The following is a 24,400-nucleotide window of genomic DNA, read 5'->3' as shown; positions in this document are numbered from 1 at the left end:
TACGCTCGACGAAAAATCGAGGTAGAGAGTGTTTTTGGTCATATCAAGGGCAATAGGTCGTTCCGTCGCTTTTCGCTTCGGGGCTTAGCGAAAGTCCAAACGGAGTTTGGCATCGTAGCCATGGCACATAATTTACTGAAGATAGCTGGGTTACGTCAGCTACTTTCAGTAAATTATTATAGAAATAGAAAAACAGGTGGAGAAAAACAACTCGTTTTTCTCCACCTGTTTTATTTTAGGGACTTATTAGACAGCCCCTTTATCTCTTACATGTATTTCTTCAAAACGCCCCAGACTTGTTCTTTACCTTCTCCGGTTTCACCTGAGAAAAGAAGCAATTCATCTTCTTTTTCCAGATTAAGCGTTTGGCGTGTGATTTTAAGATGTTTTTGCCATTTCCCTTTTGGGATTTTGTCTGCTTTCGTCGCTATCACGATTCTTGGCAAATCGTAATGCTTCAGGAACTCATACATGGCTATATCATCTTTAGTCGGCGGATGGCGTAAATCAACGACCAATATCGCTGCACGAAGCTGTTCACGGGAGGTGAAATATGTTTCAATCATTCTCCCCCACGCATCACGTTCGCTTTTAGAAACCTTCGCATACCCGTAACCAGGTACATCCACAAAATGCATGGCTTCATTTATGATATAGAAATTCAGCGTTTGCGTCTTTCCTGGCTTGGAAGAAGTCCGCGCTAAATTTTTTCGATTGATCAATTTATTGATGAAACTTGATTTCCCGACATTGGAACGACCAGCTAAGGCAAATTCCGGAATGGGGGTGTTAGGATATTGTTCAGGCTTAACGGCACTGATGACAATATCTGAACTTGTTACTTTCATTCGTCCACACCTACCAATGCATGTTCTAGGACTTCATCAACATGTGAAACTGGAACAAATATTAATTCTTTACGGACACTTTCCGGGATATCATCAATATCCTTTTCGTTATCTTGCGGGATGATGATTTTCGTAAGTCCTGCCCGATGAGCCGCTAAGGATTTTTCCTTAAGGCCACCAATTGGGAGAACCCGTCCGCGTAATGTAATTTCGCCTGTCATGCCTACCTCTTTTCTGATCGGCCTATTAGTTAGAGCCGATATTAACGCTGTTGCAATCGTGATGCCTGCAGATGGACCATCCTTAGGAACGGCTCCTTCTGGAACATGGATATGGATATCATACTTTTCATGGAAGTTCGTATCGATGTGGAGTTTCTCGGTCTTCGAACGTACATAACTGAAAGCAGCCTGAGCTGATTCTTTCATGACGTCGCCAAGTTTCCCAGTCAAAATGAGCTTTCCTTTTCCTGGTGATAGAGATACCTCGATCTGTAACGTATCCCCACCAACGGAAGTGTATGCCAATCCATTAGCGACACCTATTTGGTTTTCTATCTCCGCTTGTCCATAATGGAACATCGTTTTCCCTAAAAACTCCTCGACATTCTTATCAGAAATCACGACTCGTTTTTTATCACCGGAAACGATGATCTTCGCCGTTTTCCTGCAAATACTGGCAAGCTGCCGTTCTAGACTACGGACACCGGCTTCGCGAGTATAATAACGAATGATCTTAGTAAGGGCTTCTTCACGGATTTGCAGTTGTGTCTTCAATAGACCATGATTCTCCAACTGTCTAGGCAGTAGGTGATCCTTGGCGATATGAAGCTTCTCTATTTCAGTATAACCTGCAATCGAAATGATTTCCATACGATCACGAAGCGGTCCTGGAATTGTTGAAAGATTATTGGCTGTCGCAACGAACATAACTTTAGAAAGATTATACGTCTCTTCAATATAATGGTCACTGAAGTTATGGTTTTGTTCCGGGTCAAGCACTTCTAACATCGCGGCCGATGGGTCTCCCCTAAAGTCATTGGACATCTTATCCACTTCATCCAGTAAAAATACCGGATTAATCGTGCCCGCCTTTTTCATCCCTTGGATGATTCTACCTGGCATGGCCCCTACATATGTGCGGCGGTGTCCCCGGATTTCCGATTCATCACGCACGCCACCTAGGGAAATTCGAACAAACTTCCGGTTCAATGATGAGGCAATCGACTTAGCTAAGCTTGTTTTTCCGACGCCTGGAGGACCTACCAAACAAAGAATCGGTCCCTTTAACGAATTAGTCAGCTGCTGGACAGCCAAGTATTCAAGCACCCGTTCTTTGACCTTTTCCAATCCATAATGGTCACGGTTAAGGATTTTTTCCGCTTTATGAATATTAAGATCATCTTTCGTGGCATTCGACCATGGAAGCGATATTAACCATTCGATGTAATTGCGGATAACGGAGCTTTCAGCTGAACTGGATGGTACTTTTTCATACCGGTCGAGTTCTTTTAAAGCCGTTTCTTTAATATGCGCTGGCATATCGGCTTCTTCTATTTTTTCAGTAAGAACGGCGATTTCTCCTGTCTTACCTTCTTTATCCCCTAGTTCCTTCTGGATGGCCTTCATTTGTTCACGTAGATAATATTCTTTTTGTGTCCGTTCCATGGATCGCTTGACACGCTGACCGATCTTTTTCTCCAGGAAAAGGACTTCCTTTTCGTTATTGATGATTTCAATCACCCGGCTTAAGCGCTCTTTCATATCAATGGTCTCAAGCACTTCTTGCTTCTCTTTCAACTTAAGAGGCAAATGGGAGGCGATGATATCAGCCAATCTACCCGGTTCTTCAATATCTGAAGTGGAAGAGAACGTTTCACCGGTTATTTTTTTGGACATCTTTATGTATTGTTCAAAATAATCCAGCAAGGTGCGCATTAATGCTTGATGTTCTGCATCTTTTTCATCGCTGTCTTCATATATTTTAACCTTCGCACCATAGTGTGTCTCATAATCGTAAAATTCACTAACCTCTGCCCGGTTTAAACCTTCCACCAAAACACGGATGGTACCATTTGGAAGTTTCAGCATCTGTTTTACTTTTGTTAATGTACCCATGGTAAATAAATCTTCTTCACCAGGTTCATCCAACGTCACATCTTTCTGTGTCGTCAAAAATATAAGATGGTCTTCCACCATTGCTTTCTCAAGGGCTTGTACCGATTTATCTCGGCCCACATCTAAATGAAGTACCATTGTTGGATATACAAGCAGTCCTCTTAGCGGCAGGAGGGGAACGATGATTTCTTGATCAGTCATTTCCTGACACCTCCAAATTTAGTATCGTCGTTGTAAACTAATTACCCAAGTTATCAACCTTTTAACAATTCTATCCTATTTATATAGAAGTGTCTATTTGTTTACCTTAACAGGTATAATTGCTTTTATTATCTCCAATTTCCGAGGAAAAAGCACGCCCGAATTCATGATTATTTTTTTCGGCCAGAAAACGCCCCGGTCTTTTTCAAACCGGGGTTCTCCTGTTATACGCTTTCTTTTTTCGAAGGGTCCAAGGAGGCTAATATCTGATCGGATATTATCTCTTTCTTCAGCGCCCTATCCAATACTTCTTTTACATTCGTAACAGGAATAATCTCGATATCTTTTATTTCCAGCAGCAACGGTTGCATGTTTTCAGCTGGAATAATGACAGTCTTTGCCCCAGCCAGTTTTGCGGCCTTTATCTTCGGAATGACGCCTCCGATTGGTTTAACGCCACCATGAATACTAATTTCTCCCGTCATCGCTACCGTATGATCCACAGGCATTTTATAGATGGCCGAGTATATGCCCGTTGCCATCGCTATACCCGCTGATGGACCGTCCACAGGGCTGCCGCCTGGGAAGTTAACATGGATATCGAATTGGTCGGCTGGAACGCCCATGGAACGCAGGACCGTGATGACATTTTCAATCGACCCCTTGGCCATGCTCTTGCGACGAATGGATTTCCCATTTCCACCACCAATGCTTTCTTCTTCGACTATCCCTGTAATATTGATTGAACCTTTATCATCGTTAGCAGCCATCACAGTCACTTCGATTTCCAACAAAGCTCCACTGTTAGGACCATAAACGGCAAGACCATTAACCAATCCTATTTTTGGACTTGACTCTATTTTCCGGTCCATCCTCTGTGTAAGTTGGCTGCTATGAGCCATCCAATCAATATCTTCTTCCCTGATGTAGCTTCGATTTTCATTAATGGAGATACCGGCCAATGTTTGAATCATATTGACAGCTTCCCTTCCATTTCGGGCGTAATCCGAAATCGACTGAAGTCCCTTTTCACTAATAGTGATACCTACCTTATCGGAAGCATTTTTGGCAACGGATACGATTTCCTCACGGTCCAGTTCACGGAAAAACACTTCAATGCACCTTGAACGAATGGCTGGGGCAATTTCATTAGGCGTTCTTGTTGTAGCCCCAATCAAGCGAAAGTCGGCAGGAAGTCCATTTTTAAATATATCATGGATATGGGTCGGAATATTTTGATTTTCCTCTTGATAATAAGCACTTTCGAGAAACACTTTCCGGTCTTCCAGCACCTTTAACAACTTGTTCATTTGAATGGGATGGAGTTCCCCAATTTCATCTATAAACAGTACGCCGCCATGAGCATTACTGACAGCCCCTTGTTTGGGTTGCGGGATACCCGCCTGGCCCATGGCCCCGGCGCCTTGATATATAGGGTCGTGTACTGAACCTATTAACGGATCGGCTATTCCCCGTTCATCGAATCTAGCAGTCGTTGCATCCAGTTCGATAAAGACTGCCGACTTCTTGAAAGGAGACTTCCCATTTTTCTTGGCTTCTTCTAGAACGATCCTTGCAGCTGCCGTTTTCCCCACTCCTGGAGGGCCATAAATGATCACATGCTGAGGATTCGGACCGCATAAAGCTGCTTTTAGAGATTTGATGCCGTCCTCCTGACCGATGATATCCTTAAATGTAATCGGCCTCACCTTTTCTGACAATGGCTCTGTTAGGGAGATGGACCTCATCCTTTGTAGCTGATCCATTTCCTTTCGTGAATCACGGTTAATCGAAACTTTTTGTGTCCGTTGACCTTTTAATAAATTCAAAAAATACAAACCAATCACAATACCAAAAAACAGCTGAATAAATAACGCTATTCCTGTCCAGTTCATCGTTTTCCCTCCTGCTACTGCCTTGTCATTTCTGATAGTATCTCCTAGGGGAGGGCGAAATAATCCAATAAATATGGGATGTAAATTTTGGTGTTTTGAGATATAAACTTAGAAGCACTGAGGTAATGAAAAAGAACATAAAAAAACTGCCAGAAGAACTGGCAGTTTTTTGACTAATCGATTAAGCAGATGTTTTCTTCCCTTGTCCCTGAATGGTTGTACCATCTTTCAGGACAAGCTTTGGTGTTTCGTTTTTCGCGATTGTGCTTCCTGTAATTACACATTTGGCAACATCATCACGTGATGGAAGATCGAACATCACTTCAAGGATAATTCCTTCAATGATGGAACGGAGTCCACGCGCACCTGTTTTACGTTCAATCGCCTTTTTAGCAATTTCACTAAGTGCTTCCTGTTCGAATTCCAATTCCACGTCGTCAAGCTCAAGCAATTTTTGATATTGCTTCACAAGAGCATTTTTCGGTTTTGTAAGGATTTCAATCAAAGCGGCTTCGTCCAATTGCTCTAGTGTAGCAATGACAGGAAGACGACCGATGAATTCCGGAATTAGACCGAAACGCAGTAAATCTTCTGGAAGAACTTTAGAAAGCAATTCTTTTTCTGCGATATCATCTTTTTTAACATCAGAACCAAAGCCAATGACTTTTTGGCCTAAACGGCGTTTGATGATCGGTTCGATGCCGTCAAAAGCACCACCACAGATGAATAAGATATTAGTCGTATCGATTTGGATGAATTCTTGATGAGGATGTTTACGTCCTCCTTGTGGCGGAACGCTTGCCACGGTACCTTCAAGAATTTTCAATAAGGCCTGCTGTACACCTTCACCGGATACATCGCGTGTAATCGATGGGTTTTCGGATTTACGGGCCACTTTATCAATTTCATCAATATAAATGATGCCTTTTTCCGCTTTTTCCACATCGTAATCAGCCGCTTGAATCAGCTTAAGAAGGATGTTCTCTACATCTTCCCCAACATAACCAGCTTCCGTTAATGAAGTTGCGTCAGCAATGGCAAAAGGTACATTCAATAGACGCGCCAATGTTTGGGCAAGTAGCGTTTTCCCGCTTCCTGTCGGTCCAATAAGAGCGATATTACTCTTGGATAACTCGACGTCATCAACTTTGCTATTGGAATTGATACGTTTATAATGATTATAAACAGCGACGGCCAAAGATTTTTTAGCCTGTTCTTGTCCAATTACGTATTCGTCTAGTATCGCACGAATTTCCTTAGGTTTAGGTACATCTCTAAATTCTACTTCTTCATCAGTACCTAGCTCTTCTTCAACGATTTCAGTACAAAGTTCGATACACTCGTCACAAATATATACACCTGGACCAGCTACCAGTTTGCGGACCTGTTCTTGAGTTTTTCCGCAAAAAGAACATTTTAATTGTCCTTTTTCATCATTAAATTTAAACATGAACGTTCACCCCTTTAAATACTCTTCCAACTCTAGTGATGTAAAGGTGTCAAATCCACTATAGGAAAGACACACAAATACTTTAGCGTTCCAAAATTCCTAGTATGTTTTGCATTCTATCACGTTCTTGGAAATTTTGTAACAAAAACGCTCACCCACAAGTTGTCCAATAAGTACAAATTTTCATTTCATATGTATGTTTCCATTTACCAGTATGTCCAAACTTTTCGGTTTTTAAAATAAGGTTTTTCTGTATAAATATGTATATGCAGCATTAGAATTAATCTACACTGAAATGAAAAAAAAATCAATCAGAAACTATCCGATAGTTAAAATTACCAACAAATTCTTAATATGTATAAAACAAGGCACGATTACTCGCGCCTTGTTTCTTTGAAGAAAATATTAGTAAACACTTACTTAAAATAAATTATTTTGCTTCAACAGTTTTGCTGTTTTCCACTAAGAAGTCAATTGCTTTCTTAATTTTAAGATCGCCTTTGATGCTTTCTAAGTTTCCAAGAGCTTGTTTGATTGCTTCAACTTCCATGTTGTACATTGTAGCCATTTCTGCAAGTTCAGCTTCAACGTCTTCATCAGTTGCTTCAATTTTTTCAGCTTCAGCGATAGCTTCAAGAGTCAAGCTTGTACGAACTTGTCCTTCAGCTTCTTCTTTCATTTGTGCTTTTAATGCTTCTTCGTCTTGACCTGAGAATTGGTAGTAAAGTTCTAAGTTTAGGCCTTGAGATTGAATGCGTTGAGAGAACTCATTCATCATGCGGTCTACTTCGTTAGAAATCATAGCTTCAGGAATGTCCATTTCTGCACCTTCAACAGCTTTACCGATTACAGTGTTTTGTACGAAGTTTTCTTCTTCGTGTTTTTTGTCATGCTCTAATTTATGTTTTGTTTTTTCTTTAAGTTCAGCTAACGTTTCAACTTCTTCGTCAACGTCTTTCGCGAATTCATCATCCAACTCAGGAAGTTGTTTTGTTTTGATTTCGTGAATTTTCACTTTGAATACAGCTGGTTTACCTGCAAGTTCAGCAGCATGGTATTCTTCAGGGAATGTAACTTCGATGTCTTTTTCAGCGCCAGTTTCAAGACCAATAAGTTGCTCTTCGAAACCAGGGATGAATGAGTTAGAACCGATTTCTAGTGAATGGTTTTCTGAAGCTCCGCCTTCGAATGCTTCACCATCAACGAATCCTTCAAAATCAAGAACGACTGTATCGCCTTCTGCAGCTTGCCCTTCTTCTTTAACGACAAGTTCAGCTTGACGTTCTTGCATTGATTTCAATTCGTTATCAACGTCTTCGTCAGTTACTTCAGTATTGAATTTTTCCACTTCAACACCTTTGTAATCTCCTAATTTAACTTCAGGCTTAACTGTTACAGTAGCCGTGAAGATTAGGTTTTCGCCTTTTTCCATTTTCTCGATGTCGATTTCTGGACGATCTACAGGCTGAATTCCAGCTTCTTCGACAGCATTTGCATATGCATCAGGAAGGATGAAATCAAGAGCATCTTGATATAATGATTCTACGCCGAATTTCTTTTCGAACATTTGACGTGGCATTTTACCTTTACGGAAGCCAGGTACGTTTACTTGTTTAACTACTTTTTTGAATGCTGCGTCTAAACCTTCGTTTACTTTTACAGCTTCTACTTCGATTGTTAATACGCCTTGATTACCTTCTTGTTTTTCCCATTTTACAGACATGTGTTTCCCTCCAAAAAGATCTATATACTTCAATAATAAGCATTGGATGAATATGCTTTGCAAGTGTTAACAAGTCATCCTTCAAATATACCCAAGAAAAAAATTGGGAATTCGTCAAAATTAGACGATTATACATTACAACCACTACATTATAACACAGGTTCAAACCGTTACAACAGCAATAGGTTAAATAATGGGATAAGAAATTTCTTCGATTTCTTTTATAGTGGCTAGAATATTCGTAACCGCTTCCCCATCAACGGAATAACTATTCGCTATTTCTTGGATCCTATCTTCCCCTGTCATGTACTCTTCGGCTAACGCATGATAGGCAGCCGCCCATGCCGGTATCATATCTGATTCTGGTTCGAATGGATACAATAAAAAGGAATGCCGCTCAATTAGGCTGTGCACCATTTCAAATAAACTCGGATTTTTATGACTGATTTCCTCTTCTGTCAGGTTCATGATCGTTTTATGGAAGCTTGTTTCCTTCAAGGTTACCAGCTCTTTTGGATTGACAATCTTGGACTGCGTGAACTTCCAAACGGTTACTTCTTCATTATACTCCTGGTCTATAAGGATGTTTAATAGCATCGTTTTAAAAAATGGGTGTCCATCACGGTCTTGAAGAAACTGCTCGATTTGGGGGACAAAAGGTCGAATATTAAGATTCGTAAGTTTAGAAATCACAAGTAGCATTTCTTTATCCGATTTCCCTGCGAATAACTCTTCCTTCTGTAATTCTTCTTCCCGCAGCTGTAATTCCCTTTCGGTTTCCTCTTTTTTATCTTCAAGGGCCCGCTTGCTGAAGTGAAGCATCTTTTCAAAATGCTCCTCTTTGTCGAAGGGGATCTGGTTTTCATCAAATAAAAGTTCAATTGTCGTAATCATTTCCTGATGTTCATTCAATTGGAGTAGCACCATTAAATAGATGTTAATCAATTGGAAATAGTCACCGATTCCTTTATTAAGCATCTCTTGGCACAATTCTTTGGACTCTTCATAATACTCGAGCTCAACCAGGGAAACGACAAGGCCCATACATACTTCATCATTATCCGGCTCAAATTCCCGTGCTTGACTGAAGAGCCGGGCTGCGTCTTTAAAGTTCCTTTTTCCAAGCTCGTCGAGGCCCTTTATGATTAACCGTTCCCCTAGATTAGGAAATGGGACGACCTTCGGATCCTCTGTGCTCTTTCCATGTTTCCCAACCATCAATATTCACCTCGCCGTTCGCTTTTGGAAAATAGTTTAGCATGTAATAGAATGAAATTCAAAAAACAGTCACCTTCCAAGGTATCCATTCCACTTATATGTAATTTAAAACTCCACAAAAAAGAGCTTCCTATTTTATTGGATAGGAAGCCTTTTTTTGAATTCATTACGCATTAGAAACTGCATCTTTTTGCTTTTCATAAGCTGCTATTTTCTCATCATATTGAAGGGTGATCGATATTTCGTCCCAGCCTTTGACGAGCATTTCCTTCCAATATGGATGAATCTCGAAGCTTGCTTCAAACCCTTGGCCATCTTTCACCGTTTGATTCGGTAAATCGACAGTCAGTTCATAATCAGGGGAAGCGGCCCTCTCCATCAGGTACTGGACTTGCTCATGGTTTAATGCGATGGGAACCATTCCATTCTTCATGCAGTTGCTTTTGAATATGTCGGCATAAGATGGTGCGATGACAATATCGAAACCATAATCTTTCAACGACCATGGTGCATGCTCCCTTGATGATCCACAGCCAAAGTTTTCACCCGCAATCAAAATCGAGGTATCACGATTTTGAGGCTGATTCAATTCAAAATCAGGGCGTTCATTTCCTTCTTCATCAAAGCGCCAGTTATAGAACAGGAATTCGCCAAAGCCGCTTCGTTCAATCCGTTTTAAAAATTGCTTTGGAATGATTTGATCGGTATCCACATTTTTCCGATTTAGTGCCGCCGCTCTTCCTTTATATATAGTAATGGGTTCCATTTCCATTGTGCACCTCCTATTAATTTGTATTTACTGAACTCTCTCAGCTTTTTTCAAGTTTCTTATATCAACGAACTTCCCGTATATGGCCGCAGCCGCTGCCATGGCTGGACTTACTAAATGGGTCCTGGCCCCTGCCCCTTGTCGTCCCTCGAAATTCCTGTTACTCGTGGAGGCACAGTGTTCACCAGGAGGCACCGCATCCGGGTTCATGCTCAAGCACATGCTACAACCTGATTCCCGCCATTCAAAGCCTGACGATTTAAAAATTTCATCCAATCCTTCATCTTCCGCTTGCTTCTTGACACTTTGTGAGCCTGGTACCACCATTGCTCGAACACCTTTATGAACCGTCCTGCCTTCAATCATTTCAGCAGCCTGACGTAAATCTTCAATTCTGGAATTGGTACAAGAACCGATAAATACATGTTGAACCGGAATATCCGTAATCGCCATTCCTTCTTGAAGTCCCATATATTCAAGCGCGCGGCCGAGTTCCTTCGTATTAGTGATATCCTCTGCAAAAGTCGGTACCCGTTCATCCACTCCACTAGCCATGCCCGGATTTGTTCCCCAGCTGACCATTGGCGAAATCAAACTGCCATCAAGGACGATTTCCCGGTCATAAACCGCATCTGCGTCACTAACAAGTGCCTTCCAGTCCTGAACGCAACGCTCAAACTCTTCACCTTTTGAAACATATTTACGACCTTTCAAATAGGAGAAGGTCGTTTCATCTGGTGCCACTAGCCCAGCACGAGCACCGCCTTCGATTGACATATTACATACGGTCATTCTTTCTTCCATTGACATGGCATCGAAAACTTCCCCACAATATTCAATGATATGTCCTGTCCCAAAGTCGACACCGAATTTGGATATAACATATAAAATGACATCTTTCGCCATGACTCCATGACCGAGTTTCCCATTAACCTCAAGCTTGAGCGTTTTTGGTTTAGTCTGCCATAGGGATTGAGTGGCCAAAACATGCTCCACTTCACTTGTTCCGATCCCGAAAGCAATCGATCCGAACGCCCCATGCGTAGATGTATGGCTGTCCCCGCAAACAATCGTCATACCAGGTTGTGTAAGACCTAATTCCGGACCGATGACATGAACGATTCCTTGTTCTGGGCTGTCTAGGTCAGCAAGACGGATACCGAATTCCTTACAGTTTTTATCGAGTGCCTCCAACTGTTTTCTTGCAATATCATCCGAAATGAAATGGCGATTTATAGTAGGCACATTATGGTCCATTGTTGCGAAAGTCCGGTCGGGCCTTCTTACTTTACGCCCTTTCAATCTCAAACCTTCGAATGCTTGAGGGGATGTTACTTCATGAATATATTGAAGATCTATATACAATAAATCCGGTTTATTTTCCTCTTCATATATAATATGGCGATCCCATATTTTTTCAATTATAGATTTACCCACTTATATCCACCTCGATCAATTTTATATTTTTTTAAAAAACACGGCCTAGATTTAGGCCGTGAAAGAAGGTTATGCATAAGCTCCCATGATGTTGGAGATGGCTTCCTGGTCTAATAGAGTTGCTTTTATTTGGGCAATCATTTCTGTCGTCGTCGTGATTGATGATTGACCATTAGCAATATCACCGGTTCTTAGTCCATAGTTCAGTACCGTTTCCACCGCTTGCTCGACCGCGTCGGCCTCATTTTCCAATCCGAATGATAGGCGTAACAACGATGCTGCCGATAAAATCGTCCCAATAGGATTTGCTAGATTTTTTCCTGCAATATCAGGGGCAGATCCGTGGATCGGTTCATATAAATTGGGACCTTCCGTAGAGATCGAAGCGGAAGGCAACATGCCAAGTGAACCAGTCAAGACGGATGCTTCATCGCTTAAAATGTCACCAAACATATTTTCCGTCACGATAACGTCAAATTGTTTCGGATTCTTTATGAGCTGCATCGCAGCATTATCAACAAGCATGTGTTCAAGTTCCACTTCTGGATAATCTTTGGCGATTTCTTCAGCCGTTTCACGCCACATCCGACTGGATTCCAGGACATTGGCTTTGTCGACCGATGTCACTTTTTTCTTGCGGTCAGAGGCTAATTTAAATGCAAGTTCAATGATGCGCTTCATTTCATCTTTCTGATAAAAAAGGGTATCGACGACCGCATCCTTCCCTTCTCGTTCCACCCGCTCACTCGGCTTCCCGAAATAAAGGCCACCCGTCAGCTCGCGTACAATAACGAAATCGACATCTTCAATGAATTCCTTTTTAAGAGGTGAAGACTCCGACAAGCTGGAATAATAGCTAATTGGCCGGATGTTAGCATAGAGATTCAGGTCTTTGCGGATTTTCAATAAACCACGCTCTGGCCTTAGGTGCGCAGGTTGAGTGTCCCACTTCGGTCCCCCGACCGCCCCTAATAATACCGCGTCGCTATTCTTGCAAATCTCTACTGTCCCGTCCGGTAGTGGCGATCCCGTGTTATCGATAGCGCTACCACCAATTTCGCCATATTGAAATTCAAAATCATGCCCGTACCGTTGAGCAACGGCTTCAAGAATTTCTACAGCGCCTCTAGTCACTTCTTTACCGATGCCATCTCCTTGAAGCACCGCAATATTCCTTTTCATCGAAATCTCCCCTTCCTACTGCATGACTGCTTTTTCTTCTAATTCCTTCATGATGACTACACGGTTCACCGCGTTTAAATAAGCTTTTGCCGAGGCTTCCAATACGTCCTGGTCCAATCCACGTCCACTCGTTTCCACACCGTTGTAATCGATTTTTACGAAAACTTGTGCTAAGGCATCCATCCCAGCTCCCACAGATTGGATTCTGTAATCCTGGAGGTTGATTTGACTACCCAAACATCTTTCAAGCGTGTTATAGAGGGCCTCAACACTACCAGCACCCGTTGCCGCTTCCTGTATTTCTTCACTATCGCCTTTTTTCAACGTAACCGTTGCCGTGGCAACTTGATGGGTACCATGAGATATTTGGAAGGAAATCAGGTCATAAAAACTGATATCCGTCGCTTTTTCTTCAAGGACAAGAGCTACGATATCTTCGTCCGTCATGGTTTTCTTGTTATCCGCCAATTCTTTGAACTGGACAAATAAAGAATTCATTTCTTCATCCGTTACAGAGAAATTCAATTCTTGTAATCTCTCTTTGAAAGCATGCCGTCCAGAATGCTTACCTAGAACAAGCGAATTGGCAGACACACCGACCAGATCCGGTGAGATAATTTCATACGTCGTTTTTTCTTTCAACATGCCATCTTGGTGAATCCCGGATTCATGCGCATAGGCATTGGCCCCGATAATGGCTTTATTTGCAGGTACCTGCATTCCCGTTAAACGACTAACCAGATCACTAGCTCTTTTGATTTCATTCAAGACAAGACCCGTCTCCGCCTGATAGAAATCTTTTCGGATATAAAGAGCCATCGCCACTTCTTCAAGGGCCACATTGCCGGCACGTTCGCCAATTCCATTTATCGTTCCCTCGACTTGGGTAGCCCCACCTTCAATGGCAGCCAATGAGTTAGCTGTTGCCATTCCAAGATCATCATGGCAGTGAGCCGATAGGCTCACCTTATCGATGGAAGGAACATTTTCACGTAGGTAACGGAAGATGTTTCCGTATTCAATCGGGGCGGCATATCCCACTGTATCCGGAATGTTGATAACCTTCGCCCCCGCCTGAATGACCGCTTCGACTATTTCAGCCAGATAGTCAAGTTCAGTTCGACTGGCATCTTCGGCAGACCATTGTACGATTGGGAAACGCTCTGCCCCATACTTGACCATGGCAACTGATTTTTCAATCACTTGTTCTTTTGACATTTTCAACTTGTATTGACGGTGGATCGGAGACGTGGCGATGAATGTATGCAACCTTGGTTCTGCTCCGACTTTCAATGAGTCCCACGCAGCGTCAATGTCTCCCTTTACAGCGCGCGCCAGCCCTGTAACAGAGCTGTTTCTGATTTTGCGCGCGATTTCCTGTACGGAATTGAAGTCCCCTTTGGATGCTGCCGGAAAACCGGCTTCGATGATATCCACACCAAGCCTTTCAAGCTGATAAGCAATTTCCAGCTTTTCGGTAAAATTCAAGTTCACACCGGCCGATTGCTCCCCATCACGAAGTGTTGTTTCAAAAATATTAATTTTTCGCAACGGCTACCACTTCTTTCTCTGTTTGTTGAGGTTTGACGAATGGCATCATTTTTCTTAATTCACGACCTACCACTTCGATTTGGTGTTTGTTTTCACGGTTATTGATAGCATTGAAGACTGGACGATTCGCTTGGTTTTCTAGGATCCATCCTTTTGCGAATTCCCCGTCTTGGATGTCTTTTAAAATGGCTTTCATCGCTTCTTTTGTCGTCTCTGTCACAACGCGTGGTCCTGAAACGAAATCTCCCCATTGAGCCGTATCAGAGATGGAATAACGCATATTTTCCATACCGCCTTCATACATAAGGTCGATGATTAATTTCAATTCATGTAAACACTCGAAGTATGCAACTTCCGGTTGGTATCCAGCTTCCGTCAATGTTTCAAACCCAGCTTTTACAAGGGAAGTCAATCCGCCACAAAGCACTGCCTGTTCTCCAAAAAGATCTGTTTCTGTTTCTTCTTGGAATGTCGTTTCCAATCCACCCGCTCTTAGTGCTCCGATTCCTCTAGCGTAAGCAAGTGCCAATTCTCTTGCTTCACCCGTCACATCTTGGTAGATTGCGAATAATGCCGGTACCCCTGCACCTTGTTCATATGTACGGCGAACAAGATGTCCTGGACCTTTTGGAGCCACTAATAATACATCCACGTCGGCTGGTGGGACAATTTGGTTAAAGTGAACGTTGAATCCGTGTGCGAACATTAATGCTTGACCTGCATGCAACACAGGTTTGATTTCTTCTTGGTATACTTTTGGTTGCGTTTCATCTGGTAAAAGGTTCATGATTACATCTGCTTGTTCTGCCGCTTCTTTAACTGTATATACATTGAATCCATCTTCTACAGCTTTATCGAATGATTTACCTTTTCTGATTCCGATGATTACATCCACACCGCTATCACGTAAGTTTTGAGCATGTGCGTGTCCTTGTGAACCGTATCCGATTACCGCTACCTTTTTATTGTTGAAAAAATTCTCGTTTGCTTCTGCGTTATAATATACTTTTGCCATTATTAATACATCTCCCTTTTCATATCCATAGTTTTTTTTGGTTGTTTTTATACGATTGTTGCGCTTTTTGCATGTGACAACTGCATTCCGCGAGGGAAGGCCGCCGTCCCGGTTCTTGCCAACTCTTTGATGCCATACGGTTTGATCAGTTCAATGAAGGCTTCGATTTTGTCTGATTCCCCAGTGATTTGAACCGTCAGGCTATCTTTACTTACATCTATAACAGAGGCCCGGAAAGGCTCAATTACCGAATAGATTTCAGGTCGGGTCTGGCTTGTCACCAATATCTTGATGAGCGCCAGTTCCCTGGCTACAATCGATTGATTCGTGATATCAATCACTTTAAGCACTTCTATCTGCTTATTTAATTGCTTTGTGATTTGCTCAATGACCGTTTCGTCATCAACATCGACCACGAAGGTCATCCTTGAAATGCCCTCCTGCTCGGATTGCCCGACTGTCATGCTTTCAATGTTATAATTCCTTTTCGTGAACAGGTTCGTGATCCGGTTAAGGACGCCTGGTCTATTGTTCACGGTAAGGCTAAGAATTCCCCTCATTGCTTAAACTCCTTCCATTTCATCCAGCCCTTTTCCTGATGCTACCATCGGAAAGACATTTTCCATTTGTTTGACACGGAAATCGATCAAAACCGGTCCATCTATCGTGAATGCTTCATCGAGGCATGCATTGGCTTCTTCCTCGGTAGTCGCTTTAAACCCTGGAATTCCATATGCTTCAGCCAATTTAACGAAATTGGGTTGAGACTGGAAAACACTGTGTGAAAAGCGATTGTCATGGAAGAGTTCCTGCCATTGCCTTACCATTCCAAGCGCACCGTTATTAATGATGATGATCTTAATCGGCAGATTCATTTCCGCAATGACCGAAAGTTCTTGAAGGCACATCTGAAAACCACCATCGCCAGATATCGAAAGAACTGTCGCTTTTGGATTGGCCATTTGTGCTCCAAGTGCGGACGGTAAGCCAAAGCCCATCGTACCCAGGCCACCGGATGTGACCCATGAATTAGGCTTGTTAAATGGATAGTACTGGGCCGCCCACATTTGATGCTGACCAACATCCGTCGTGACAATGGCTTCCCCCTTCGTTTTTTCATGGAGCATTTGAATGACACGTTGAGGTTTCAGCACCCCTTCTTCTTGGGTATAACGTAATGGGAATTCTGCATTCCACTCATTCAACTGTTCAGTCCATTCCGTAATGTCAGGCTTTTTACCACTTTGGGCAATCAACTCCGTTAAAGCTTCTTTTGCGCTGCCGACTACAGGAATCTTGGTTGGTACATTCTTTCCGATTTCCGCTGGATCAATATCGATATGGGCAACAGTTGCATATTGTGCAAATTTGGCTAAGTTTCCGGTCAAGCGATCATCGAACCTTGCCCCCACATTAATCAACAGATCACATTTCGATAACGCCATGTTTGCCGCAAAACTACCATGCATGCCACCCATTCCAATAAATTGCGGATGCTCGGCTGGGAAACCACCAAGGCCAAGGAGGGTGTGAACTACTGGTATGCCTTGTTGTTCGGCATATTCCTTCAAGAGATGAGATGCCTTTGCATGAAGGACACCTGCTCCAGCAAGGATGACGGGCCTTTTCGCACCACTTACCGCTTCAACAAGCTTTCTTATTTGTAAGTAATTCGGCTTTGTCGTTGGCTGATAGCCTGGCAGGTCCATCACTGGATCCTCTTCCGTCGCTACCCCTTCCAAGATTGCCATGTCTTTAGGAATATCTATTAAAACAGGTCCCGGTCGTCCGCTTGAAGCGATATAAAATGCTTCTTTGATGATACGTGGGAGGTCTTCCGGCTTTCTCACTTGATAGTTATGTTTTGTAATTGGGGTTGTAATCCCGAGTACATCTGCCTCCTGAAAGGCATCCGAACCAATTACGCTAGTAGCTACCTGACCCGAAATAACAACAAGTGGAAGAGAATCAATCATTGCGTCCGCTAGGCCGGTTACAATGTTCGTTGCTCCAGGACCGGACGTTACAATGACCACTCCCGGTTTGCCAGTAATCCTGGCGTACCCTTCTGCTGCGTGGATTGCACCCTGCTCATGTCGTGTCAAGATATGAAAAAGCTTTGAACTATAAAGCTTGTCATATATCGGCAATACAGAACCACCAGGGTACCCAAAGATGACTTCAACATTTTCCTTTTTCAATGCTTCCATCAAAAATTCGGCACCACTATAATGTGTCTTTCCACTTTTTCGATCAGCCACTACTGCTTTTTGTGTCATTCGTAAAGACCTCCTCCGCTTTCTCACTCGATTAAATTCAAAATATTCGGATTTTTAGGCATACAAAAAAGCCTTTTCACCCCAAATGTACTTGCACTTAGCAAGTTAAAGGGGTGAAAAGACTTAATCAGCCGCTCCACGGTACCACCCTTTTTCGCATGAACTTCCATGCGCACTTTGAATAGTATACAACTATTCTCTGTTTTGGTAACGGGTACTGGTACGCACCCGTTCAGCCCTACTAGTATAACGTTCAAGCTGAAACTCCAAGGTGAGTTCATCTTTTGGGACAATACCGGTTCTCAGCAACCCGGCTCTCTGTGAATGTCTTGAAAAAAGACTACTTATCCTTTTCAATGTTTTCTCATTATTCATATTTTTTTGAAACGCTAATGTTTGATGTCTTGTATTTGAGATTATCTTACTCGCATTTTGGAGTGTAGTCAACAGGTATTTAATGAATTTTTAGACAATTCTAAATTATAAGTTTTATTGTATGCGCTTTCATCCCTACCATTATCCTATTTTCACATTTTAAAAAAATATTTTTTTAGTTTGAAAATAATGAAAAAAAATACAAACTAAAGCATAATGCATTCCATATTCATACCAAACATCCAATTTGCCTGCAACCGATGTTTATTTTGAAAGGGTGTTTCTGCATTTTATTGGTAATTACAAGAAGCGGTGTCCCCTTGGCACCCTCCCCCAGACACTTTATAAAAAACAAAGGGAAAAGGCTGGACTCTAGGAAAAGGAATGGTAATCCATTCCTTTTCCTAGAGTCCAGCCCTATATCGTTACTTAGCCAATACATCTTCATATGCTTCATTTTTTTCAAATTGCTTTTGAACGAATGTACATTCCGGAACGATTTTAAGATTTTCATTACGCGCTAGTTCAATCACTTTTTCAACAAGCGCATTCCCAACCTTCTGTCCGCGTAGTTTGTCGGATACAACCGTATGATCCACCGTGATTTCGTGATCACCTGATTTAAAGAACGTAATTTCAGCTAGCTTTTCACCAGAGTCCTTGACAAAAAATGACCCTTCACCTTTTTGGATATCTACCATCTTGATGACCTCCTTTTATACCCCTTATCATATATCATAATCTGGTTACTAAACAAATAATTGGAATTCACATAGACTTTATAAATCTGAGTGAGCCCTCCCCTTACTTCTAACCTATACTAGAGGATTGTAAACAGAAAAAAGTTTTCTTATTTCTTTTATTTAGCCAACTTCCGTTATCACGTAAAGAAAATAACCAGCAACACCCCATAAAAAAAAGCCCTAACAAATAGGACAAATGGTTATAGTTTGATAAAAAGAAAATATAAAATGACCATCAATAGCAAGATGAGCATAAAGACCGCAATGAGAATGACTTGGGCCGAGGAAGGCTTGAAGGTCTCCTCATTAATTTGCTTCTTCTTCTGAAGATAACTCACCGTTGCCAATATGGTGATCACTAGACCCAAAAAGCAGGTGAACATCCCAAGCACGATACTGATCAAATCGATTCGGGCATCTCGGTACACACCTATCGTAAAATGCAAACTTGTTGTTAGAAAACCCACCCCCACAATTGCAATCACAGTTCGGATCCACGCCAAAAAAGTTCGTTCATTGGCCAAATGCTGTTGTGCATATTTCAATTGGTTCTTGTCCATTTTTCATCACCTTATTTTTTCAAAAATCTCCCCTAAAAAAAGGCTGATATTTAGGAGACTCCTCAATTGTACATAGAGTCACCCTACTATATCAACCCAACCGGTCATTATTCGCTTCTCTTAAGAAGGGAAAAGGCCCTAAACATAGATCCAACGAACATAAGACCCGATCCTCCGAGCAGTAAATATATGCAAACTGTTTTACTGATAACATTCAAGGGATAAAGCAGGGCAAACAATGCGATCAAAACCCCGATTCCCGTTACAAACCAACCAAACTGTTTCATGAGCAACTCCTATAAAATGATTATTTATTAAGCTCTTAGCCTCCATTTTACTATATTCAAAAGACAAATGGTCCAAAATCTTGATAAAGTCAAAGTTTCAACTTTTATTATCGAGCCAAATTAAATAAAGAAGCCAATATAGCCTCCTTAGTTACAAGTATTTATTAAAGGTCCTTATTATCTTTTTTCATATATTCTTTAATTTTTCTTTCTTCCCATTGCGACCCGAAGTTCCCGCTCGCAAACGTTGTTAAACCATGTATAAGGATTCCGATTCCCCAGCCGCCAAGGGGATAGAGAAACCACAAATAACTAGCGTCGGTCAATAAGTTTATCATTATAAGCAAAAGATTCACCAAGATGTAAACGATTAAATGGATATAAAAACCCTTTAATTTCTCCACCCTTTTTTTTGCTTTCAAATAGCTTTCATCCTTTTCCATCGCTACGCCTCCTTCATCAAAACACAAACTCACTTTTTCATTATACTTTTAATTTACTTTATTTACCATTATCGAAATCAGATCTATATAGCGACGCCTTCCCGTTACTCACTCAAGAGAGGATCTCATCCCTTTCACACCCTCTTGATGAAATTAGCAGCTGGTCTAATAATATCCTCCTATAATATTTTATTCTGCATGAAATCCAAATTGAGTTTAATTCCCCATGAAAAAAACATGTCTTCCATGTATAATTACCATATCTCAATAATAAGCTATGTATATTCACATCAAGCTTTAGAGGAGGATATATTATTGAACTCTGATTCCGGAAAGGTTGTTTCTTCTATCCAGAACCCTGAAATACATAAAGCCCTACAAGGCGTTTCGGAAAAATTCAATATATCAATGCTTCAGTTACGCGATACCATTGATATATTATTGAAAGATCAATCTAATCTCACACCATTTGAAAATGAACAAGATGTCATCCGAACACCGCTTGAAGAAATAAATACCGCCATAATCAAAAACCGTGAAATCATCAATAAAAACCGCGAAACGTTAAATAAGAATTGAATGAATCAGACACAGAAAAAAGCATCCAACTCGTTGGATGCTTTTTTCCTCTTCCTAACTGAACCGATGGTATTAACTAGGAATGAATTTAAGGATGCCTTCAAGGTAAACGCCTTGATTTTGCGACTTACACTCTCTTAGTTTGATTCTGCCTTCTTGTTCTAACTCCTTGGCCATTTGAACTACTTTGGTTCCATCTTGGGCTATCTCTACTGAAAAGAAATTCCCTCGCGTGGAAGTTTGAATGAATTTAAATAAGCTATCTTTATTCATCTAAACATCTCCCTTATTCTTATACAGTTCGACATAAAAGAGAATCCACCTTCTCTAAAAATAGAAATATAAACAAGTTAGAAAAGAAACTAAAAGGCAATAGATCTATGGCCTCAAATCATTGTCTCCATGATCAACAGTATTCTTCATCCATATCCTCTAGTGAAATGTTCCCCTCTTGAATCCTATGGGAATAATGATAGGGGAAACAAACATATCATTATAAAATGCCATGACAAACCTTTATATAACGAAAAAACAGCCAAACCCTATAAAAGGCCTTGGCTGTTTTTGATAGTGTCCCAGGAGAGATTCGAACTCCCGACCGACGCCTTAGAAGGGCGTTGCTCTATCCAGCTGAGCTACTGAGACATTGTGTAACACTATGTATGAAAATTCTTGGTCATTTAAGACAACTCTTATTATAGTGAAATATAATAGAAAAGTCAACATTTTTTTATTTTCACCAGAAGATTTATATTCAATAAAAAAACAGCCAAACCCTAAAAGGATTTGACTGTTTGGTAGTGTCCCAGGAGAGATTCGAACTCCCGACCGACGCCTTAGAAGGGCGTTGCTCTATCCAGCTGAGCTACTGAGACATTTTATGATATAAGTTGCGGTAACACTTATGTATTAACCTTACTTAAGATCCCTTAGGACAATTCTTATTATATTAGCATATTAAAAGAAAGTCAATGGTTTTAATAATTTTTTTTGCAGACAGGAAGCACAGAATGCTTCCTGTTCATTATACCTTAAGTCAGTTGGTTTTATAAGCTTTATTTAGTTCCTCGACCGTGTTTCCTTCAAGATCGTAATACGTGATTTCAAGTACGTTTTCTTCAATAGACAAAATTACATACGTTTTTTCTTTTCGCCCCCGAGGCTGGCGAATACTGCCAGGATTGATGAATAACCTTCCATCGATACGTTCAGATCCCGCTGCGTGAGAATGCCCAAAACAAACGATATCAGCACCGGATTCTTCACTTTTATATGATAAGTTCATCAGTGTCATCTTAATATTATACAGATGTCCATGGGTAATGAAGAAGCGTTTGCCAGCAATGTCTTGAATGAGATCGTTAGGAAAGGCATGATCATGGTCACAGTTCCCACGTACCGCTAAATACCCTCTCAAAAGTGGATCCTTGCTTTCAAGTTCCGAATCTCCACAATGTATCATCGCTGTGACTTCTTGTTTATGACGAGCGGTGATCATGCTTATTTCATGAGTAAGCCCGTGGCTATCACTCATTATCAGGACCTTCATGATCACATTCCTTCTTCCCGTTTAAGGAATTCTTCCAATTTCTCATCCAACGCTTTCAATGCGTTTGCACGGTGACTGATATTATTTTTTTCTTCTTTTGTCAATTCAGCATTTGTTTTGCCCTGTTCTTTCACAAAAAAGATTGGGTCATAGCCAAATCCATTGGTTCCTATCGGTTGCTTCGTAATGAAACCTTCCATCGTACCTGAAACCGTTATCGTTTCTTGATTGGGAGAGGCCAATGCCAATGCGCAATAGAACCTAGCCGTTCTTTCCTCCTCTGGTACACCCTCTAGTTCCCTCAATACTTTTTCCGTGTTCGCTTCATCAACCTTATCTTCACCGGCATAACGGGCAGAATATACGCCAGGTCGGCCGTCTAACGCATCTACGATCAGCCCCGAGTCGTCTGCGAGGACAAAGTGGCCTACCTTATGGGCAATCGCTTCCGCTTTAAGAATTGCATTCTCTTCGAACGTCGTTCCAGTTTCCTCGACATCCGGTGCATCCGGCAGGTCGAGGAGAGTCTTGACTTCATAACCTTTTGCCGCAAACATGTTCTTGAATTCGTTGGCCTTTCCTTTATTCTTCGTCGCAATAATCACTGTTTTCATCAATTCATCTCATCCTTTTCGTTTATCTTCACTGAGTTCCCTCTTGCCCCTTTGACTTCCGAATACGATATGGACTTATTCATCGTTCGAACAAGTAAATTGGGTGCTTGTCTTATGTAAATATTAAGTATGTTCCTCACTCGTAGTTCACTTCGTTCTCCGCTTCCTGTCGGGACAGCTTGATGACCACAAGGAAGATCGAACTTTATTTGATAAGTTAATTTTATCATAAATTCAGCTTCTTCAATAATCCGGAAACTTATGAGGTTACTTTTTAGAAATAAATCCTCTCTATTTTGAAAAATAGAATAAGAGGCAGCTGAAAGCCTGCCTCCATTTTTTATAGGTATCAACTCGTTTCTTTAAAAACTACCTGTGTTCACCTTTTCAGGACGGATTACTGGTTCCGATAATGGCTTACCTTCTTCATTTAGAAGGTCTGCACTCCCCTTAACATGAACTTCCACGCTTTCAATTCCTTTTTGCTCCGTTAGTGATAAAACCAGGGCATCAAGTACATCCTGGGAAACCTTTTTCTCCTTGAAGCTTCCAAGTATATTTTCATTGAAGTTCAGGACGACCTTACCATCCGCAACCTTAGGCTGATCAAGCAACGCTACGTCACTCATGAAGCTTGTTTGCAAGTTAGAACCTGCCGGCCCCTTCGTTAATTCCTGAATGGCCGCTGTCACGTTATCCGACTCCGTTTCACTGACCCTGCGTGTCACTGGTACATAATAAGAATACTCCTCGTCCCCACCGATGTAATAGACCGTGACAGCTTTCGAGTTAGAGATATCGACCACATCACTTGCATCGACATTGATTCCTGAAGCACGGGAGATATTATCATCGATCGGCGTACCATTTACCGGCATTTCCGATATATCTTCCCCATTGATCCTCAATTGGATTTTATCGACCGAATCAAATTGGGTCAGAGTCCAGGTGATGGCTTGCAGGATCTTGAGTTCATCCTCCTTTTGATAGTTTTTAAACTCTGGTGAAAAATCGGCAACAGCCACACCTTCCTTTATGTTTACACTTATCGACGTATCTGCCGGAATCACTGCGCGGAACCCATTTGGCAGCTTATCTGTGACAGGTCCATTATTCACTAAATAGTCCAATGCCTGTTTTGCGACCGCTTCAGATTTAGGAAGCTCCATTGTTTGCGGAACTACATATCCACTTTTATCAATTAAATAAAGCTCGGTCTTAACTGTACTTTCAGTTGACGCCTTTTCTCCTTCATCTACAGGCTGTTGCTCCCCTTTCGGCTCTTCCAATGAAGATTCATCCTCCACTAAAGAAACATCCTTAGGGGGATCGATTTCCGTTTTCTCGCCCGCTCCGAACAAGCCACAGCCAGAAAGAAAAAGAGAAGAAGCCAGGATTGTCACTGCTGCTGTTACTTTTGATTTATTGGACATAAAATCACTCCTAGGACAGTTTGTACTCCTATTTATACGAGCCCTAGGCAAAAATAGACCAATTATTTTCCTTTCTCTTTAGGCAACTACCGCCACCCGCCCATTCATCCAAACCAAAAAGACCTCCATATG

At 41.6% G+C, this 24,400-nt stretch carries 23 protein-coding genes, 2 tRNA genes, 1 pseudogene and 1 other annotated feature; of the genes and pseudogenes, 2 read left to right on the top strand and 24 right to left on the bottom strand.

From position 1 onward, the window contains the following. A pseudogene (locus ACIQXR_RS17160) lies at positions 1 to 141 on the top strand (transposase); the annotation flags it as partial. A 125-nt stretch (positions 142 to 266) separates the two neighbouring features. Here ACIQXR_RS17160 and yihA read toward each other — a convergent pair. The 17 genes from yihA to ACIQXR_RS17075 all read right to left on the bottom strand — a co-directional run bounded on the left by yihA (position 267) and on the right by ACIQXR_RS17075 (position 20,093). After that, positions 267 to 848 carry a ribosome biogenesis GTP-binding protein YihA/YsxC gene (gene yihA / locus ACIQXR_RS17155; protein WP_402874633.1) on the bottom strand — a complete coding sequence of 194 codons (582 nt, stop codon included), beginning with the start codon at positions 846 to 848 and terminating at the stop codon, positions 267 to 269. Beyond that, positions 845 to 3,166, bottom strand: coding sequence for an endopeptidase La (gene lon, locus ACIQXR_RS17150; protein WP_402874631.1), 2,322 nt, complete (start codon positions 3,164 to 3,166; stop codon positions 845 to 847). The genes yihA and lon overlap by 4 nt, the downstream gene beginning before the upstream one ends. Positions 3,167 to 3,390: 224 nt before the next feature. Beyond that, positions 3,391 to 5,061, bottom strand: a complete 1,671-nt coding sequence (gene lonB, locus ACIQXR_RS17145; RefSeq protein ID WP_402874629.1) for an ATP-dependent protease LonB — start codon at positions 5,059 to 5,061, stop codon at positions 3,391 to 3,393. A 181-nt stretch (positions 5,062 to 5,242) separates the two neighbouring features. After that, positions 5,243 to 6,511, bottom strand: coding sequence for an ATP-dependent protease ATP-binding subunit ClpX (clpX, locus tag ACIQXR_RS17140; protein WP_402874628.1), 1,269 nt, complete (start codon positions 6,509 to 6,511; stop codon positions 5,243 to 5,245). 430 nt (positions 6,512 to 6,941) lie between these two features. Continuing rightward, on the bottom strand, positions 6,942 to 8,234 hold the full coding sequence (gene tig / locus ACIQXR_RS17135; protein ID WP_402874625.1) for a trigger factor: 1,293 nt from the start codon (positions 8,232 to 8,234) through the stop codon (positions 6,942 to 6,944). A 186-nt stretch (positions 8,235 to 8,420) separates the two neighbouring features. After that, positions 8,421 to 9,452: a tetratricopeptide repeat protein gene (locus ACIQXR_RS17130; protein ID WP_402874622.1), complete on the bottom strand. Its 1,032-nt coding sequence runs from the start codon at positions 9,450 to 9,452 to the stop codon at positions 8,421 to 8,423. A gap of 166 nt (positions 9,453 to 9,618) precedes the next feature. Beyond that, on the bottom strand, positions 9,619 to 10,218 hold the full coding sequence (gene leuD, locus ACIQXR_RS17125) for a 3-isopropylmalate dehydratase small subunit (RefSeq protein ID WP_402874644.1): 600 nt from the start codon (positions 10,216 to 10,218) through the stop codon (positions 9,619 to 9,621). Between the two features lie 30 nt (positions 10,219 to 10,248). Next, complete coding sequence (leuC, locus tag ACIQXR_RS17120) at positions 10,249 to 11,658, bottom strand: 3-isopropylmalate dehydratase large subunit (protein WP_402874619.1); 1,410 nt, start codon at positions 11,656 to 11,658, stop codon at positions 10,249 to 10,251. Positions 11,659 to 11,727: 69 nt separating this feature from the next. Then, positions 11,728 to 12,840 (bottom strand): 3-isopropylmalate dehydrogenase, encoded by a 1,113-nt coding sequence (gene leuB, locus ACIQXR_RS17115; RefSeq protein ID WP_402874616.1) that lies wholly within the window; start codon positions 12,838 to 12,840, stop codon positions 11,728 to 11,730. Between the two features lie 15 nt (positions 12,841 to 12,855). Further along, positions 12,856 to 14,391 (bottom strand): 2-isopropylmalate synthase, encoded by a 1,536-nt coding sequence (locus ACIQXR_RS17110; RefSeq protein WP_402874613.1) that lies wholly within the window; start codon positions 14,389 to 14,391, stop codon positions 12,856 to 12,858. After that, positions 14,378 to 15,406 carry a ketol-acid reductoisomerase gene (gene ilvC / locus ACIQXR_RS17105; RefSeq protein WP_402874610.1) on the bottom strand — a complete coding sequence of 343 codons (1,029 nt, stop codon included), beginning with the start codon at positions 15,404 to 15,406 and terminating at the stop codon, positions 14,378 to 14,380. Before ilvC ends, ACIQXR_RS17110 begins: the two co-directional genes overlap by 14 nt. Positions 15,407 to 15,453: 47 nt before the next feature. After that, positions 15,454 to 15,966, bottom strand: a complete 513-nt coding sequence (gene ilvN, locus ACIQXR_RS17100) for an acetolactate synthase small subunit (RefSeq protein WP_402874607.1) — start codon at positions 15,964 to 15,966, stop codon at positions 15,454 to 15,456. A 3-nt stretch (positions 15,967 to 15,969) separates the two neighbouring features. Then, on the bottom strand, positions 15,970 to 17,685 hold the full coding sequence (ilvB, locus tag ACIQXR_RS17095) for an acetolactate synthase large subunit (protein ID WP_402874605.1): 1,716 nt from the start codon (positions 17,683 to 17,685) through the stop codon (positions 15,970 to 15,972). Positions 17,686 to 17,791: 106 nt separating this feature from the next. Then, positions 17,792 to 18,051 (bottom strand) — a binding site (T-box leader). Between the two features lie 434 nt (positions 18,052 to 18,485). After that, on the bottom strand, positions 18,486 to 18,761 hold the full coding sequence (locus ACIQXR_RS17090) for a GNAT family N-acetyltransferase (RefSeq protein ID WP_402874602.1): 276 nt from the start codon (positions 18,759 to 18,761) through the stop codon (positions 18,486 to 18,488). 242 nt (positions 18,762 to 19,003) lie between these two features. After that, the gene (locus ACIQXR_RS17085) at positions 19,004 to 19,363 is read right to left on the bottom strand and encodes a YidH family protein (RefSeq protein WP_402874599.1); all 360 of its coding nucleotides are present in this window, start codon (positions 19,361 to 19,363) and stop codon (positions 19,004 to 19,006) included. Positions 19,364 to 19,470: 107 nt separating this feature from the next. Further along, positions 19,471 to 19,650 (bottom strand): hypothetical protein, encoded by a 180-nt coding sequence (locus ACIQXR_RS17080; protein WP_402874596.1) that lies wholly within the window; start codon positions 19,648 to 19,650, stop codon positions 19,471 to 19,473. A 164-nt stretch (positions 19,651 to 19,814) separates the two neighbouring features. Next, positions 19,815 to 20,093: a 2TM domain-containing protein gene (locus ACIQXR_RS17075; RefSeq protein WP_402874593.1), complete on the bottom strand. Its 279-nt coding sequence runs from the start codon at positions 20,091 to 20,093 to the stop codon at positions 19,815 to 19,817. Between the two features lie 315 nt (positions 20,094 to 20,408). On the opposite strand from ACIQXR_RS17075, the gene ACIQXR_RS17070 reads away from it, so the two are divergent. Further along, positions 20,409 to 20,672: a hypothetical protein gene (locus tag ACIQXR_RS17070; protein ID WP_402874590.1), complete on the top strand. Its 264-nt coding sequence runs from the start codon at positions 20,409 to 20,411 to the stop codon at positions 20,670 to 20,672. Between the two features lie 72 nt (positions 20,673 to 20,744). On the opposite strand, the gene ACIQXR_RS17065 is transcribed toward ACIQXR_RS17070, so the two are convergent. The 7 genes from ACIQXR_RS17065 to ACIQXR_RS17035 form a co-directional block, all read right to left on the bottom strand. Then, a complete protein-coding gene (locus ACIQXR_RS17065) occupies positions 20,745 to 20,945 on the bottom strand; it encodes a hypothetical protein (protein ID WP_402874587.1) in 201 nt (66 codons plus the stop codon). Between the two features lie 298 nt (positions 20,946 to 21,243). Further along, positions 21,244 to 21,317 (bottom strand) — tRNA-Arg (locus ACIQXR_RS17060). Between the two features lie 156 nt (positions 21,318 to 21,473). Continuing rightward, a tRNA-Arg gene (locus ACIQXR_RS17055) sits at positions 21,474 to 21,547 on the bottom strand. Between the two features lie 161 nt (positions 21,548 to 21,708). Next, positions 21,709 to 22,221, bottom strand: coding sequence for a metallophosphoesterase family protein (locus ACIQXR_RS17050; RefSeq protein ID WP_402874584.1), 513 nt, complete (start codon positions 22,219 to 22,221; stop codon positions 21,709 to 21,711). 2 nt (positions 22,222 to 22,223) lie between these two features. Beyond that, positions 22,224 to 22,835 (bottom strand): XTP/dITP diphosphatase, encoded by a 612-nt coding sequence (locus tag ACIQXR_RS17045; protein WP_402874582.1) that lies wholly within the window; start codon positions 22,833 to 22,835, stop codon positions 22,224 to 22,226. After that, entirely contained in the window at positions 22,835 to 23,065 is a 231-nt protein-coding gene (locus tag ACIQXR_RS17040; RefSeq protein WP_402874579.1) for a hypothetical protein, read from the bottom strand. The genes ACIQXR_RS17045 and ACIQXR_RS17040 overlap by 1 nt, the downstream gene beginning before the upstream one ends. 132 nt (positions 23,066 to 23,197) lie before the next feature. After that, positions 23,198 to 24,268, bottom strand: a complete 1,071-nt coding sequence (locus ACIQXR_RS17035; protein WP_402874577.1) for a GerMN domain-containing protein — start codon at positions 24,266 to 24,268, stop codon at positions 23,198 to 23,200. Positions 24,269 to 24,400 lie beyond the last annotated feature (132 nt).

Origin of the sequence: Peribacillus sp. NPDC097224 (genome assembly GCF_044761985.1) — a bacterium.
Taxonomy (GTDB): Bacteria; Bacillota; Bacilli; order Bacillales; family DSM-1321; genus Peribacillus.
This window is presented reverse-complemented; position numbering and strand designations above follow the sequence as displayed.